Raw genomic sequence first — 15,289 nt, 5'->3', positions numbered from 1 at the left:
TCGACCGAGCAAGGGACCGTAGGCGCGGTCCCTTGCAACCCGCGCCTTTGCCCTATCAGACGGTTGGCTTTGCCAACTGCCCTCTCTCCGCCATACCGCATTGAGGCCGGCTGCGACAGGCGTCCCTGCCTGTCTCACCTGAAACCGCCGTCCATGGCGGTTTCGCCTAATGCGCTATGCCTACGTTCGGCGTCTTCAAGGGCGCCCAACACCGCGCTCATCTCCAACTTCTCTACCACAACCTCATAAGCGACAGATTTCCCGGTAGCTGCCAGCTCAGGTGTTGACCTTGGGCGCGCATCACCGGCTGCCGAGCAAGACGGCGTTGTCAGGGGCAACCGGCCAGGGAAGGCCGGTTGAGGCGAGACTAACAGGGACGTTTGTCGCAGCCGACCCGCCCGACAATGCAGACGCGGCGAGGGTATCCGCATAGCGGACAGACGGTGTTAAGCGAAGGCGCGGGTGGAGGGGCCGCGCCTTCGGCCCCTCCAATTGCCGTTCATTGTGGTAACAGAGAAATTCGGGGTATTTACGGCAATTTTTCCTGCACGGCGCTGACAGAGACCGGATAAAAAATGCCAGTCAGGTTTACGGCCATCGCCGCCCCTTTCTTCCACCTTTCCCGCCGCGTTTACTCTTGCTTCAATTCCCGCAGATGCTTGTACACCGTGGCGCGCCCCATCGACAGCACGTTGGCGATATAGTCCGCCGCGCTTTTGGCCTTGAACGCCCCCTGATGATAGAGATCGCTGACCAGCCGCCGTTTCTGTTCGCGGCTCAGCGCGCCGAGCGCAGCGTTCTCGCGCCGCAGCCAGTCATGCAGGAAGGTATTGATCTTCTCTTGCCAGTCGTCTTTGAACAGCTGTTGCGGCTGCGGCTGCAATCGCGTGACCGACAGGAACATATCCAGCGCGTTGCGGGCGTCCTCGAACATCGCGGTGCTCAGGTTGATGCACAGCAGATAGCTGGGGTTACCCTGCTCGTTGCGCGCGGCGATGCTCACCGAGCGCATCTTTTTGCCGTCCCAGTTCAGCTTTTCGTAGGGGCCGGTCACGTTGGCGCCGCCATCAAACGTGAAATCTTCCAGCCCCGCGTCGTCGCCCGGTTTGCGCTTCGACAGGTTGTTCGCCAGGTAGGCTATCTTGTTGGCGGCCAAATCGTGGATCACCACTTCCGCATTCGGGAAAAACAGGGCCGCGATGCCGTCGGCGACCGACCGCAACAGTTCAAGTTGAGAAGAAGAATTCGCCACGCTGGGGTGTCTCCGTATAGCCCGGTTTGGTTTGTTGTTCAGCCGCTTAGCATACCGCAGTTGCCGCCGCTTGCCGAGCGGATGGCGTTGTTTTCCCCCTCACCACCGGCTGCGCCGCAAGTGACCTTTTATCCCGACGGGGGGGCATGATTGGCCATTGCCGGTCGCCGGCGAAATAACGCCCGCCCCTTCAAAGAGGAAAAGGAAATAGGTTAACCACGCCGTTCATCTACCGTTTTTTTATTTAAAAACCGCCCCTTTGCCAATGACATTAATAACCGCACCACCGTTATTGAATTATTGCTTAAGGCCGTTGGCAAGTTGATTAGCAAACTCCCTTATGCAAGAAAAATCTCATACAAATCATCATGTTTTGCATAAAGCAAAGCGCCAATTCAGATTATTCCTAATTATTTATTTCAGACATCAGGAATAAATTTAACCTGCAGTACTGCAATAAGGATGCAGCTTAATTTGAGTTGTATAAGCAATTTAATTTAAAGGACTTTTATTATGAATTATGAATCCAAGGCGGACTGTTCCGCCAACAGCTACATTATTGAAATTTCAAGTTTTAAACTGCCGGCCTCACTCAGCCCTGAAGCGTTTGCCGTATTGGACAAGCGCGTTGAAGAGGAATTTATCTCGAACCAGAACGGGTTTATTTCGCGTGACTCAGGCATCAGCGTAGACAATGAGCCTCGCTGGGTGAACATTGTAAAATGGGAGACGCTGTTGGATGCGGATGAAAACATCTACCAATTTACGCAAGCTTCCGCGCCGGCGTCCGTCAAAGAATATCTGGCGAGTATCGGCGCTGAACCGGTGGAATTACAACGCTATCAGCATACCGGCGCCTAATGCGTATCGGATGACCACGCCACCGCGGCGCGGTCTTCTTTAAACGCTGATTCGCCAAACCAGAACGGGTGGCCGGCCGCTCGCGGTCACCCGTCCGTTTCAGGTGAACACGCTTTTCAGCCCACTCTTCTGCCGCAATACAGTAAAACAGCCCCGAATCATGCTTCTCGCTGCCAAGGCAAAACGCGGCGGCAGACGGCGTTTTAACAGGATTTTAACGCTGCCGAGGGGAAACGCCATTGTCAACATAGCAGTTAAATAAAATGAAACTTTTTGATCACATTCAAGCTTCTGAAAAATAGATATAAAGGGTTTTTATGCGTTTTATATGCATAAAGTATGCATGCGCCCGCTAACGACCGGCGAAAAGTAATTAACTATTCATTTACCGCCCTGCAGGCGGCGAAAAACCGTCCGCTGGCCCGATGAGCGGGGGGCTAACAACCGGCATAATTAGTGGTAAATTTAGCGGCGCAAAGTGTTATGCGCTTGCTAATCCACGGTTAAACGAAATAAATACCTCTAAAATATAAAGGTTGGTTATGGAAAAGCTATCCTACGCTTCAGACAGCAGCACCACCGCTTGGGCTACATATCTGCAACAAATCGATCGCGTCGCCCCTTACCTCGGCGACCTCTCACGCTGGGTTGATACGCTGCGTCACCCTAAACGCGCTTTGATTGTCGATATCCCGCTGCAGATGGACGATGGCACCATCCGTCACTTCGAAGGCTTCCGCGTACAGCACAACCTGTCGCGCGGGCCGGGTAAAGGCGGTATCCGCTTCCACCCTGACGTCGATCTGAACGAAGTGATGGCCCTGTCCGCCTGGATGACCATCAAGTGCGCCGCGGTCAACCTGCCGTACGGCGGTGCCAAGGGCGGCATCCGCGTCGATCCGTTCAAACTGTCTGAAGGTGAACTGGAGCGACTGACCCGCCGCTACACCAGCGAAATCGGCTTCATCATCGGGCCACAGAAAGACATTCCTGCGCCGGACGTCGGCACCAACGCCAAAGTGATGGCCTGGATGATGGATACCTACTCCATGAACCACGGCACCACCATCACCGGCGTGGTAACCGGTAAGCCAATCCACCTCGGCGGCTCCCTGGGCCGTGAGAAAGCGACTGGCCGCGGCGTGTTCGTCACCGGCAGCGAAGTGGCCAAGCGTCTGGGCGTGCAGATCGAAGGCGCCAAAGTGGCGGTGCAAGGCTTCGGTAACGTGGGCAGCGAAGCGGCTCGCCTGTTCGTCGGCGTCGGCGCTCGCGTCGTCACCATCCAGGACCACTCCGCAACCCTGTTCAACGCCAACGGCATCGATCTGGCCGCGCTGACCGAATACCAGGCCAAGCACAAGCAGATCGCCGGTTTCCCAGGCGCCAGCGAGATCGAAAGCGAAGCGTTCTGGTCGGTTGACATGGACATCCTGATCCCTGCGGCGCTGGAAGGCCAGATCACCCGTCAGCGCGCCGAAATCCTCAGCGCCAAGCTGGTGCTGGAAGGGGCTAACGGCCCAACCTTCCCAGAAGCGGACGACATTCTGCGTTCCCGTAACATCACCGTGGTTCCGGACGTTATCTGTAACGCCGGCGGCGTAACGGTCAGTTACTTCGAGTGGGTGCAGGACATGGCGAGTTACTTCTGGAGCGAGTCCGAGATCAACGAGCGTATGGACAAGATCATGACCGACGCGATGGTCCACGTCTGGAACAAGGCCGCAGAGAAAGAGTGCAGCCTGCGCACCGCCGCTTATATCGTGGCTTGTGAGCGCATCCTGACCGCACGTAAAGAGCGTGGCATCTACCCAGGTTGATGCCCGTTTCCCGGCCTGCCCCGGCAGGCCGGATTTTCCTCAGCGCAAACAGCGTTTCAACACCTTACCGGTACTGGTCATCGGCAAGCGTTCGACAAACTCGACGATACGCGGATACTTGAACGCCGCCAGCCTCTCCCGGCTCCAGGCGATCAGCGCCTCTTCCTCGATCGGCTCCTCCGTCTCTTTCAACACCACCACCGCTTTGATCTCTTCACCCAGCGAAGGATGCTCGACACCGATCACCGCCACCAACGACACCGCCGGATGGCGAATCAGCGCCTCTTCAATCTCGCGCGGATAGACGTTGAACCCGCCGCGAATGATCATGTCCTTGGCCCGATCGACGATGAAATAGAAGCCGTCGGCATCGCGGCGCGCCAGATCGCCGGTGCGGAACCAGCCGTTTTCCAGCACTTCCGCCGTCGCCTCAGGGCGGTTCAGATAGCCTTTCATGATGTTGTAGCCGCGCACCGCGATCTCTCCCACCTGATCGACACCGTCGATCGGTTGCCCGGTGACGTCGAGCAAGCGAACCTCCACGCCCCAGATCGGTTGGCCGATGGAGCCGGGTTTGGTCACGCGGTGCGGATGGTTAAAGGTGGCGACCGGGCTGGTTTCCGACAGCCCATACCCTTCGAGAATGTTGACGCCGAAGCGGCGCGAGAAATCCTCCAGGATCTGCACCGGCAGGCTGGCCCCGCCGGACACCGCCATACGCAGCGTGCTGCGCAGGCGCTCGATATCCGTATGCTCATCCAGCGCATTCAACAACGCCCAATACATGGTCGGCACGCCGGCAAAAAAGGTAATGCCGTGCCGCTGCATCAGCGCGATGGCCTGCGCGGCGTCGAAGCGTTCGACCAGCACCAGGGTGGCGGCGGCGGAAAATCCGGCATTCATCTGCACCGTCGAACCAAACGTGTGGAACAGCGGCAACGTCACCAGATGGCGATCGGGATCCGTTTCCGAGCCGTCGAACAGCCTCACCGATCCCAGCGCGTTAAGCACCAGGTTGGCGTGGGTCAACTCCGCCCCTTTGGCCCGGCCGGTGGTGCCGCTGGTATACAGCACCACCGCCGTGTCGCTTTCGAGCGTCGCGGCCGAAGCGAACTCGGTGGCCTGTGCGGCTATCGCCGTGCTGAAACGTTCGCCTTCGAGCGGCAGCCGATCGCCGATGATAAACACCTCACGGCATTGCTCCGCCTTCGCCGCCGCCCGCAGCGCCTCTTCCCCCAACGGCAGGCCGCTGCTGCCCTCGAAACAGAACAGCGCCACCGCCGCCGAATCCGCCAGGTAATAGTCGAATTCTGCGCTTTTAAGCAGAATATTCAGCGGCACCACCACCGCGCCACTTTTGAGAATGCCGTAATAGATAGCCGGAAACTCCGGCCGGTTTGTGCAGGCCAGCGCCACCCGTTCACCGGGCCGCACGCCGCGCGCGACCAACAAATTCGCCACCCGGTTGGCCATTTCATTCAGCGCCCGATAGCTGAGCAGTATATCGTCCTGTATCACCGCCGGCCGTTCCGGCCAGGTGCGCGCACTTTCTTCAAGCAAGGTAGCCAGATTCAGCATCGGGGATCCTCCCTGGGTTGAGCGGCGAGAAAGCGCCGCAGTATCACGAGTATAGATAGGCGCTTTACGGTTCGCATTCCCAGGGGCGCTGGGCTATACCTTAGGCATTCCCCCTCCTGCTGGAGTTGTGATCATGAGCAAGAAAAAAATCCTGATGCTGGTCGGCGACTACGCCGAAGATTACGAAACCATGGTGCCGTTTCAGGCATTGCAAATGCTTGGCCATTGGGTGGATGCCGTGTGCCCCGACAAAGCCGTCGGCGACTACATCCAGACCGCGATCCACGACTTTGACGGCGCGCAGACCTACAGCGAGAAACCCGGTCATCGTTTTACCCTGAACGCCGACTTTGCCGCCGCCAAAGAAGAACACTATGACGCGCTGTTGATCCCCGGCGGTCGGGCGCCCGAATACCTGCGCCTGAATCCCGACGTGATCGCGCTGGTGCAGGCGTTCGACGCCGCCAAAAAACCGATCGCTGCCGTTTGCCACGGCCCGCAGCTGCTGGCGGCGGCTGGGGTGTTGAAGGGCCGCACCTGCAGCGCCTACCCGGCTTGCGCCCCGGAGGTGCGGCTCGGCGGCGGCCACTATGCGGAGATCGGCATCGATCAGGCGCATGTCGACGGCAACCTGGTCACCGCCCCGGCCTGGCCGGCGCATCCGCAGTGGCTGGCGAAGTTCGCCGAGCTGCTGGAGCAGTAACCTGGCGCTAGCGCAATTGCTCGATAAGAAAATGGATGTCGTACAGCCAGCGTTTGGCGCGCGCCGAGCGCACCAGCATCGATACGCACAGCGGCCGGGTGTGTTCTTTACAGGCGGAGGGGGAAAACCAGCGCCCGGTATTGCTCGGCGGCTGGAAATACAGCTCGTGGTTGTAATTGCTGCTGTCGACGCCGAAGGTATCGAAGTAGCGGCGCATCAGCGTGTTGGAGTCGCTGAACGACAGGTTGAGCGCGGTGTTAATCTCGGTTTCCGGGGTGATGACCGCCCCCTTCTTCTGCCGCCCTGGTGCGTTGAATGCGGCGATAAGCGCGATGACCTGTTGCTGAATGTCTTCTGCCATGACGACCTCGAGCCGATATGAAGAAAAGGTGAATGCAATTATCTGTCTGACTCTGCCCGCCGCGGCGAGTTCGGGCCGCCGCGCGGGTTTTCCGTTTCTTTACACTTTCCATAAGTAAACCGCGCGCCGCCCAACTCGCGGCGTGCGCGGTCGACGGTTAGCGGCTGAGCGCCGCCTTATCGGCGATGACGCCGTCCCCCTGCCGCTCGGCGGCAACCCCGCCGCCCAACACTTTATACAGGGTCGCCTGATTGTCGTACGCGGTCTGCTGTGCGGCGATCAGCGACTGCTGCGCCGTATACAGCGTGCGCTGCGCGTCCAGCAGCGTCAGGTAGCTGTCCACGCCCTGGCGGTAACGCAGTTCGGCCAAGCGATAATATTGCTGCGCCGCCGCCACATAGCCGGTCTGTGCCGCCAGCTGTTCCTGCAGCGTGGCTTTGCGCGCCAGCGCGTCGGCGGTTTCCTGAAATGCCGTCTGCACCGCTTTCTCATAGGTGGCGACATACAGGTCTTTCTGCGCCTGGGTGTAGTTGAGCTGAGCCGTGTTGTAGCCGCCGCTGAAGATCGGCAGGCTGATGCTCGGGGCGAACGACCAGACGCCGGCGCCGTGGCTGAACAGCGACGAGAGTTCACCGCTGCCCACGCCGCCGCTGGCGGTCAGGCTGATCGACGGGAAGAATGCCGCACGCGCCGAGCCGATGTTGGCATTGGCGGATTTGAGGTTATGCTCGGCCTGCAGCACATCCGGCCGCGTCAGCAGCACCTGCGAAGACACCCCGGCCGGCAGATTGCGCATGATTTCGCCGAGCGCATCGATACCGCCGGGCAGCAGGTTTTCCGGCACGCTTTGCCCCACCGCCAAATCCAGCGCGTTTTTCGCCTGCGCGGCGAGGGTGGCGTAGCTGGCGGCGTCCGAACGCGCCTGTTGATAAACGGTTTCCGCCGATGCCACGTCGACCAGCGACGAAATGCCGTGCTGTTGATTGTTGCGCGTCACGTCCAGCGAACGTTTGGCGCTTTCCATCGTCTGCTGCGCCACCGCCAGATTGCTGCGCTCGGCCGCCACCGCCACCCAGTCGGTGACGATATCGGCGATCAGCGTCAGACGGGTGCTTTTCGCCGCTTCCGAGTTGGCCAGATAGGTTTCGAACGCCGCCCGCGACAGGCTGGCATTCTTGCCGAACAGATCCAGCTCGAACGCGCTGACGCCGCCCTGCGCTTCGTAGCTCTGGCTGATGGCGGTGGCATTGCCGTTGCCGCTCAGCGAACGCCCGCGGCTGCCGTCGGCGGTGGCGTTGATCGTCGGGAACAGCGCCGAGCGCTGCTCACCGTACAGGGCGCGCGCCGAGGCGATATTGGCGATCGCCTCACGCAGATCGCGGCTGCTGTTCAGCCCCATCGCCACCACCTGCCGCAGCCTGGCGTCCTGCACATAGTCGCGCCAGGCGACGTCCGGGTAGCTCAACGCCTGCTTGCCGGCGGCCTCGCCCTGCGGCAGGTTGGCGGGCACCGGCGCCGCCGGGCGCTGGTAGTGCGGATCCAGCGACAGACACCCGCTCAGCAGCAGCGGTAAAGTTAACATCATGACTCGTTGCAACACGTTATTCTCCTGCCTGCGACGGCGAGTTGGTGGGCCGACGGGTAAACATGCGGCGCACCAACACATAAAACAGCGGTACAAAAAAGATCGCCAAGGCGGTAGCGGTGATCGTGCCGCCGATAATGCCGGTGCCGATGGCGATTCGGCTGTTGGCGCCGGCGCCGCTGGATACCGCCAGAGGCAGCACCCCGGCGGTGAACGCCAGCGAGGTCATCAGGATCGGCCGCAGGCGCATGCGCGCCGCGTGGACCGCCGCGCCAATCAGCGTTTCCCCCCGCTGGTGCATCTCCTCGGCGAACTCGACGATCAAAATGGCATTCTTTGCCGACAGCCCGATGATGGTGAGCAGCGCCACCTGGAAGTAGATGTCGTTTTCCAGCCCGCGCAGCGTGATCGCCAGCAGTGAGCCCACCACGCCCATCGGCACCACCAACATGACCGCGAATGGAATCGACCAGCTCTCATACAGCGCCGCCAGGCACAGGAACACCACGATGAGCGAAATGGCGTACAGCGACGACGCCTGGCCGCTGGTCAGCCGTTCCTGATAGGACAGCCCGCTCCAGGAATAGCTGCTGCCGGCGGAGTATTTCGCCGCCAGTTTCTCCATCTCGCTCATTGCCGTACCGGAACTGACACCGGCGGCGCCCTGCCCGGTGATCTCGAACGACGACAGCCCGTTATAACGCGACAGGTTCTCCGGGCCGTAGATCCAGTGCGAAGACGCAAAGGCGGAGAACGGCGTCATGCTGCTGTCGCCCGATGCGTTGGTGCCGCGCACAAACCAGCGGTCGAGGTCTTCCGGCTTGGCGCGGTACTGCACGTCGCCCTGCATATAGACTTTTTTCACCCGGTTGCGATCGATAAAGTCGTTGATGTAGGTGCTGCCGAACGCGCTGCTGAGGGTGCTGTTGACGTCCGCGGCGCTCAGGCCGAGTGCCTGCAGTTTGCCGTTGTCGATCGCCACCTGCAGCTGCGGGGTGTCCGGCAAGGTGTTGGCGCGCACCGCCAACAGCGATGGATTGCCGGCGGCGGCGGCGACAATCTGATCGCGCATCGCCTGCAGTTCGGCGCGGGTGGTCGCCCCTTTGGCCTGCAGTTCGAAGGTGAAGCCGTCGGACTGGCCGAAGCCGTCGATCGCCGGCGGGCTCATGGAGAACACTTGGGCGTCGCGCAGCGAGGCGAAGTGCGCCATGGCGCGTTTGGCGATGGCGTCGGCGGTGTTTTCGCTGCCGCCGCGTTGGCTCCAGTCTTTGAGGCTGACGAACGCCATGCCGGCGTTTTGCCCGCTGCCGCTGAAACCGAAACCGTTGATGGTGAAAATGGTGCTGACGTTGGCCTTTTCCTGGTCGAGAAAATAGGCGGTCACCGCCTCGCTCACCGCCGAGGTGCGCGCGTTGGTGGCGCCGGCCGGCAAGGTGTACTGCACCATCACCGAGCCCTGATCCTCGTTGGGCAGGAAGCCGGTCGGCAAACGCAGATACATTACGGCGGCGGCGATCAACAGCAGGCCGTACAGCAGCAGATAGCGCGTTGGCCGGTGGATCACTGCGCCGACCTTGTCGGCGTACTTCGCCTGCAACCGGTCATAACCGCGGTTGAATTTGCCCAGCAGCCCGGTGTCAGTCTGCGCGTCGTGCGCGGGTTTCAGCAACGTGGCGCACAAGGCCGGCGCCAGCGTCAACGCCAGCACCACCGACAACACCATCGAGGAGACGACGGTGATCGAAAACTGGCGGTAGATCACCCCGGTGGAGCCGCCGAAGAACGCCATCGGCAGAAACACCGCCGACAGCACCAGCGCGATGCCGACCAGCGCGCCGGTGATTTCGCGCATCGATTTCTCCGTCGCCTCGCGCGGCGGCAGCTTATCTTCGCGCATCACCCGTTCGACGTTTTCCACCACCACGATGGCGTCATCCACCAATAGCCCGATCGCCAACACCATGCCGAACAGCGTCAGGGTATTGATCGAATAGCCGAACGCCGCCAGCACGCCGAAGGTGCCCAGCAACACCACCGGCACGGTAATGGTCGGGATCAGCGTGGTGCGCAGGTTTTGCAGGAACACGAACATCACCACCACCACTAACGCCACCGCTTCAAACAGCGTTTTCACCACCTCTTCGATCGAGATGTTGATGAAGTCGGTGCTGTCTTTCGGGTAGGCCACCTTGTAGCCCTGCGGCATGGCGCTTTGGTACTCCGCCACCTTGGCCTTCACCAGCTTGGCGGTGCTCAGGGCGTTGGCGCCCGCCGCCAGCTTGACCGCGATCCCCGCCGCCGGGTGGCCGTTGAGGTGCGCGCTGGCGGAGTAGTCTTCGTTGCCCAGCTCAACCCGCGCCACATCGCCCAACCGCACCAGCGCCCCGCTGCTGTCGCTTTTCAGGATGATATTGCGGAACTGTTCCGGCGTTTGCAGCCGCGACTGCGCCTTCACCGTGGCGGTCAGCTGCTGGTCGGCGGCGGCCGGCAGATCGCCTATCTTGCCGGCGGACACCTGGGTGTTTTGCGCCTCGATCGCCGTCTGCACGTCGGAAGGCATCAGCGAAAAGCTCGCCAGTTTGGTCGGATCCAGCCAGATGCGCATCGCGTATTCCGAGCCAAACACCTGCACGTCCCCGACGCCCTCGATGCGCGACAGCGGATCCTGCAGGTTGCTGACCAGATAGTCGGAGATATCGGCCATCGTCGCCTTGTCGCTTTCGTCATACAGCCCGACGATCAGCAGAAAGCTGCTCTGGGATTTTTTGACCGTCACGCCCTGCGCGGTAACGGCGCTCGGCAGACGACTTTCCGCCTGCTGCACCTTGTTTTGCACCTGCACCTGAGCGATATCCGGATCGGTGCCCTGCTCAAAGGTGACGTTGATGCTGACCGAGCCGCTGGCGCTGCTGGTCGACGAGAAATACAGCAGGCCGTCCAGGCCGGTGAGCTGCTGCTCAATCACCTGGGTGACGCTGTTTTCCAGCGTTTCCGCGTCCGCGCCCGGGTAGGTGGCGGAGATGGCGATCTGCGGCGGTGAGACGTCCGGGTACTGCGAGACGGGCAATGAATTGATCGACATCAGACCGCACAGCATGATGATGATGGCGATCACCCAGGCGAATACCGGACGCCGGATAAAGAACTGCGCCATATCACTGCTCCCCGCGTTGGGTTTTGTCGACCGAGACGTCTACCGGCTTCACCGCGGCGCCGATCGTCACCTTGCTGGTGCCTTCGACGATCAGGCGATCGCCGTCGTTCAGCCCGCTGTCGATCAGCCAGTTGCTGCCCACCACCCGTTCGGCGCTGACGGTGCGTTGCGCCACTTTGTTTTGCTCGTTTACCACCAACGCGGTGGCTTCCCCTTTGGCGTTGCGGGTGATGCCCTGCTGCGGCGCCAGGATGGCTTTGGGATCGACGCCGTTATCCACCGTGGCATGGACGTACATGCCGGGCAACAGCTCATGTTCGGGGTTGGGGAACACCGCGCGCAGCGTGACCGAACCGGTGGCCTCATCCACCGCCACCTCGGTCAACTCCAGCTTGCCGGCGTGGGCATAAGGCGTGCCGTCCTCCAGCTTGATGGCGACCGGCGTGACCGCACCGCGCTGCAAAGCGGCCTGCTGACGGCGCAGTTTAAGCAACTGGGCGCTGGACTGGGTCAGATCGACATAGATGGGATCCAACGCGCGGATGGTGGCCAACGCATCAGTCTGGCCGGCGGTGACCAGCGCGCCCGGCGTCACCGACGAGATGCCGATGCGGCCGGCGATCGGCGCCCGCACCTGGGTATAGGCGAGATTGATGCGCGCCGTTTCCAGCGCCGCCTGATACTGCGCCACCGACGCCACGGCCTGCAGATACGCGGCTTTGGCGTCGTCTGCGTCCTGTTTGGAAACGCCGTTCTCTTTCACCAGCGCCGCATAGCGCTGCGATTTGAGCCGGGTGGATTGCACCGTGGCCTGAGCGTTTTTCAGCTGGGCGGCGGCCTGATCGTAGCTGGCCTGATAGCTGGCGGGGTCAATTTGATACAAGACCTGCCCGGCTTTCACCTCGGCCCCTTCGGTAAACAGCCGCTGCTTGATGATGCCGTCGACCTGCGGCCGCACGTCGGAGGTCATGGTGGCGTTAACCCGACCGGTCAACTCGCTGCTCAGGGTTACAGACTGGCCGCGCAACGTGACGACGCCGACCTCCCGTTCACCGCCTGCGCCCGTCGGCGCGCCGGCGTTTTGCCCATCGCAGGCGGCCAGCGACAGCGAAAGCCCCAGCGCCAAAAGCGTTTTCCTCTGCATTGCAATACGATCCTATTGAGAATGACTATTCTCAATATATCGAATGCCGGAATGCGCTTCTGAAAGGGTTGCGTAAGGATTGCGTAAAATCTTTTCGAAGCGGAAAACGGTGGCGCAATCTCGTTCAGCGCGGTTTCAGCACATTGCCGCAGCGGTTTTTAGCCAATGCAATAAAGCGTTCCACTTCAGCCGGGGGCGGCGCCGCTTCAGTTGTATCAGGCTCTTGCTCCCGATGAGCATCGCTCGCCGGCTGCTTGCAGCGATAAACCAGGCCATACAGGGGATGGCGCCCATCGTCGGTTTGATAATAATTGGCCACGCGGGCGAACGAATAGTAATAATAAGGCGTTGAATGTTCTTCGCCCCGATAAACGTTTTGCGTGCCGCCATCGTAGAACGTCACGTTGGCGGTCTTTTCCATCAACCGATCCAGGTCGTCGATCACCTGCTCAGTGCAGCGGTTTAATTCACGCCGATCTTGTTCATTCAATTTATCGGCATAGTCGTCGGCGCAGCGGGTGATATAACCTTCATACTGGAGATTGTCGGCGAGCTTAAGTTCGAAATAACGGTATGAGCGCTCGGCGATCTTCACCCCCTCACGCTCCTGAATCAGCTTCGCATCCTGAATAAGGTACACCGCCGCCGGATCCTGATTCTCGAGCGTAAGCATGGCCGCAGTGGCCCCTCCAACAGGCGTCAAGAGCGCCCCCATAAGCAGGGACAACCGTGTGATTAAACGAAAGTCCATTGTTTTAGCGTCTTGGTCCATCATAAATTTCGTCATCTTATCTCGTCAGCGGCGGCGTACCGAGCGCCGCGTGGGATTTTTAGGGTTTAACCAGCCTAAACACCGTTTTGGTGTGCCAATAGTAGTCGATCGCTGCCGAAACAGTCGGCATCCAGCCGTCCGGCTCATAGGGCACGAAGCCGGAAAAACCCAGCCTGCGGGCAGAGACCTGGAACCCCGCGGCGGAGAAAATACGCGCATAATCGTCCAGAGAACGATCCTGCACCACGGTATGCGTCTGTTCAGCCACCCTTTCGCGCCATTGCGGCCACAGCGGGTTGTCGGTGTGGCAACCGGTCACCGCATAATAAACGCCGCCCGGCTTCAGCACCCGCAGCATATCGGCGGCATGCTGCGCGATATCTTCAATCAGGTAGATGACTTCATGACTGAAGGCGATATCGAAGTGGTTCTCATAACCCGTCAACCGCGTGTCGGTCTGATAAACGATCGGCAGGTTTCCTTTCAGGCGGTTGGCTTGTTCGACGGATTGGCGGGCGATATCAACGCCGATCCCCTCACTAAATGGCCGAATTTGATGCAACAGGCGCAAAAAACCGCCCTGATTGCAGCCGAAGTCCAGCACCCTGACGCCGGACAGTTCGCGTTCCGGCACCAGGCTCAGCAGATGCCGCCAGATGGGCGCATGGCCTTCGGCCATGGCCTGCTCTGCGTGCGGATCGCGATACCAGGTGGGAATGCTCAAGGATGAGTCGTTCATTATGGCCTCCTTCTGTTCCCACTCAGCCAACCACAGCCTATGGCGACAAACAACCGCGTGCGCATTTTTTGAACATTCACTAGTCTGGTTTGCCAGGCGCCGGCAGTTGGCTGGTCACGCAGTGAATGCCGCCGCCGCCGGCGGCGATCGCGTCGATCTCCAACTGCACCACCTTGCGCTGCGGATAGAGCGCCGACAGCAGTTCAAACGCCGCCTTGTCCGCCTGCGGGTCGCCAAACTCCGGGGCGATCACCGCGCCGTTGATAACGAAATAGTTGATGTAGCCCGCCGCGAAATCGGGATTGCGGCGGCTGAAACGGCTGTCGCGCGGTGCCCGCGGCGGCGAGAGCGTATGCACCTGCAGCGTGCGGCCGTCGGCGTCGGTCGCCGTCTTGAGGATCGCCAGATGCGTCTGGGTGACCGCATGATCGTAAGAGGCCGGGTCGGTGTCCAGATTGGCCACCACCACGCCCGGCCGCACGAAACGGGCGTAAAAATCGACGTGGGCATCGGTGATGTCCCGGCCTTTAATGCCCGGCAGCCAGATAATTTTACGCAGGCCGAGCATCGCCTTCAGCTCCTGCTCAACCCGATCCCTGCTCCAGCCCGGGTTGCGGTTCGCATTCACCCAACTGCTCTCGGTCATGATGCCGGTGCCGCGCCCATCCACCTCAATGCCGCCGCCTTCGCCTACCAGTGCGCTGCGGCGCGGTTGAGCGACGCCGTATCGCCTGGCGGCAAACCCTGCCAGACGCGCATCCCTGGCATGCTGCTGCTTATCGCCCCAGCCGTTGAAGTTGAAATCCACCGCGCCCAGTTCGCCGGCATCATTGACGACGAAATTGGCGCCGATGTCGCGCATCCAGATATCATCCAGCTCGGTGACGACATAGCTGACGTTGTGACTGCCGCAGGTGACCTCGGCCAATTGCCGTTCACGCTCGCGGCAAAAAACCGTCAACGGCTGAAATTCGGCGATGGCGCGGGCGATACGCCCCTGCGCCGCCCGCACGTCCGCCGTGAAGTCGCCCCAAATCGCGCGCTGCGCGCCGAACGCGATAAACGCCCGCTGTTGCGGTTCCCCTTCATCCGGCAAGCGCCAGGCCGGATTAAGCACAGCTTTTGCGTGACCGCGTAACGAAATACCCAATGATGCCGTCAAGCCGACGCCGGCCACCGCCGAAAGCTGCTTGATAAAGGTGCGGCGCGTTGACATAAATGCCCCCTTTTAATTAATTTAAATTCAACTGGTTAACCGGTTTTTTCGCTCTCCGGGAATTGAATCTCATGCTAGTCTTCCCCTGCCGCTGCGACAAACGATAT

The 15,289-nt window shown here is 60.6% G+C and carries 12 protein-coding genes; 3 read left to right on the top strand and 9 right to left on the bottom strand.

Annotation, left to right across the window (positions count from 1 at the left end; translation table 11 throughout):
- Positions 1-631 precede the first annotated feature (631 nt).
- Positions 632-1,252 (bottom strand): helix-turn-helix transcriptional regulator, encoded by a 621-nt coding sequence (locus tag ACJ8J1_RS07185; RefSeq protein ID WP_033643117.1) that lies wholly within the window; start codon positions 1,250-1,252, stop codon positions 632-634.
- A gap of 513 nt (positions 1,253-1,765) precedes the next feature.
- Here ACJ8J1_RS07185 and ACJ8J1_RS07180 point away from each other — a divergent pair.
- Together ACJ8J1_RS07180 and ACJ8J1_RS07175 are read left to right on the top strand one after the other, a co-directional pair.
- Positions 1,766-2,113, top strand: a complete 348-nt coding sequence (locus tag ACJ8J1_RS07180; RefSeq protein WP_033643118.1) for an antibiotic biosynthesis monooxygenase family protein — start codon at positions 1,766-1,768, stop codon at positions 2,111-2,113.
- A 542-nt stretch (positions 2,114-2,655) separates the two neighbouring features.
- Positions 2,656-3,930, top strand: coding sequence for a Glu/Leu/Phe/Val family dehydrogenase (locus ACJ8J1_RS07175; RefSeq protein WP_033643119.1), 1,275 nt, complete (start codon positions 2,656-2,658; stop codon positions 3,928-3,930).
- 39 nt (positions 3,931-3,969) lie between these two features.
- Here ACJ8J1_RS07175 and ACJ8J1_RS07170 read toward each other — a convergent pair whose 3' ends face one another.
- Positions 3,970-5,508, bottom strand: coding sequence for a long-chain-fatty-acid--CoA ligase (locus tag ACJ8J1_RS07170; protein WP_033643120.1), 1,539 nt, complete (start codon positions 5,506-5,508; stop codon positions 3,970-3,972).
- A 133-nt stretch (positions 5,509-5,641) separates the two neighbouring features.
- Here ACJ8J1_RS07170 and ACJ8J1_RS07165 point away from each other — a divergent pair, with 133 nt between their 5' ends.
- Positions 5,642-6,211, top strand: coding sequence for a DJ-1/PfpI family protein (locus tag ACJ8J1_RS07165; protein WP_033643121.1), 570 nt, complete (start codon positions 5,642-5,644; stop codon positions 6,209-6,211).
- 7 nt (positions 6,212-6,218) lie between these two features.
- On the opposite strand, the gene ACJ8J1_RS07160 is transcribed toward ACJ8J1_RS07165, so the two are convergent.
- The 7 genes from ACJ8J1_RS07160 to ACJ8J1_RS07130 form a co-directional block, all read right to left on the bottom strand.
- Positions 6,219-6,572: a DUF1493 family protein gene (locus ACJ8J1_RS07160; RefSeq protein WP_033643122.1), complete on the bottom strand. Its 354-nt coding sequence runs from the start codon at positions 6,570-6,572 to the stop codon at positions 6,219-6,221.
- A gap of 157 nt (positions 6,573-6,729) precedes the next feature.
- On the bottom strand, positions 6,730-8,172 hold the full coding sequence (locus ACJ8J1_RS07155) for an efflux transporter outer membrane subunit (RefSeq protein ID WP_033643123.1): 1,443 nt from the start codon (positions 8,170-8,172) through the stop codon (positions 6,730-6,732).
- Position 8,173: 1 nt separating this feature from the next.
- A complete protein-coding gene (locus ACJ8J1_RS07150; protein ID WP_033643124.1) occupies positions 8,174-11,311 on the bottom strand; it encodes an efflux RND transporter permease subunit in 3,138 nt (1,045 codons plus the stop codon).
- A 1-nt stretch (position 11,312) separates the two neighbouring features.
- On the bottom strand, positions 11,313-12,455 hold the full coding sequence (locus tag ACJ8J1_RS07145; RefSeq protein WP_033643125.1) for an efflux RND transporter periplasmic adaptor subunit: 1,143 nt from the start codon (positions 12,453-12,455) through the stop codon (positions 11,313-11,315).
- Positions 12,456-12,579: 124 nt separating this feature from the next.
- Positions 12,580-13,242: a hypothetical protein gene (locus ACJ8J1_RS07140; protein WP_142075564.1), complete on the bottom strand. Its 663-nt coding sequence runs from the start codon at positions 13,240-13,242 to the stop codon at positions 12,580-12,582.
- Between the two features lie 43 nt (positions 13,243-13,285).
- The gene (locus tag ACJ8J1_RS07135) at positions 13,286-13,966 is read right to left on the bottom strand and encodes a class I SAM-dependent methyltransferase (protein WP_033643126.1); all 681 of its coding nucleotides are present in this window, start codon (positions 13,964-13,966) and stop codon (positions 13,286-13,288) included.
- Positions 13,967-14,045: 79 nt separating this feature from the next.
- Positions 14,046-15,182 (bottom strand): agmatine deiminase family protein, encoded by a 1,137-nt coding sequence (locus ACJ8J1_RS07130; RefSeq protein ID WP_033643127.1) that lies wholly within the window; start codon positions 15,180-15,182, stop codon positions 14,046-14,048.
- Positions 15,183-15,289 lie beyond the last annotated feature (107 nt).

It is taken from the genome of Serratia sp. CY37869, assembly GCF_052168895.1.
Lineage (GTDB): Bacteria > Pseudomonadota > Gammaproteobacteria > Enterobacterales > Enterobacteriaceae > Serratia > Serratia ureilytica.
Note: the sequence above shows the minus strand (reverse complement) of the source record. Positions and strands in the feature narration are given on the sequence as shown.

Bases quoted from the DNA above. Each gene is read 5' to 3' on its own strand.
- ACJ8J1_RS07140 (WP_142075564.1), bottom strand. From the start codon at position 13,242: ATGACGAAATTTATGATGGACCAAGACGCTAAAACAATGGACTTTCGT.
- ACJ8J1_RS07175 (WP_033643119.1), top strand. From the start codon at position 2,656: ATGGAAAAGCTATCCTACGCTTCAGACAGCAGCACCACCGCTTGGGCT.
- ACJ8J1_RS07160 (WP_033643122.1), bottom strand. From the start codon at position 6,572: ATGGCAGAAGACATTCAGCAACAGGTCATCGCGCTTATCGCCGCATTC.
- ACJ8J1_RS07130 (WP_033643127.1), bottom strand. From the start codon at position 15,182: ATGTCAACGCGCCGCACCTTTATCAAGCAGCTTTCGGCGGTGGCCGGC.
- ACJ8J1_RS07180 (WP_033643118.1), top strand. From the start codon at position 1,766: ATGAATTATGAATCCAAGGCGGACTGTTCCGCCAACAGCTACATTATT.
- ACJ8J1_RS07135 (WP_033643126.1), bottom strand. From the start codon at position 13,966: ATGAACGACTCATCCTTGAGCATTCCCACCTGGTATCGCGATCCGCAC.
- ACJ8J1_RS07170 (WP_033643120.1), bottom strand. From the start codon at position 5,508: ATGCTGAATCTGGCTACCTTGCTTGAAGAAAGTGCGCGCACCTGGCCG.
- ACJ8J1_RS07145 (WP_033643125.1), bottom strand. From the start codon at position 12,455: ATGCAGAGGAAAACGCTTTTGGCGCTGGGGCTTTCGCTGTCGCTGGCC.
- ACJ8J1_RS07165 (WP_033643121.1), top strand. From the start codon at position 5,642: ATGAGCAAGAAAAAAATCCTGATGCTGGTCGGCGACTACGCCGAAGAT.
- ACJ8J1_RS07150 (WP_033643124.1), bottom strand. From the start codon at position 11,311: ATGGCGCAGTTCTTTATCCGGCGTCCGGTATTCGCCTGGGTGATCGCC.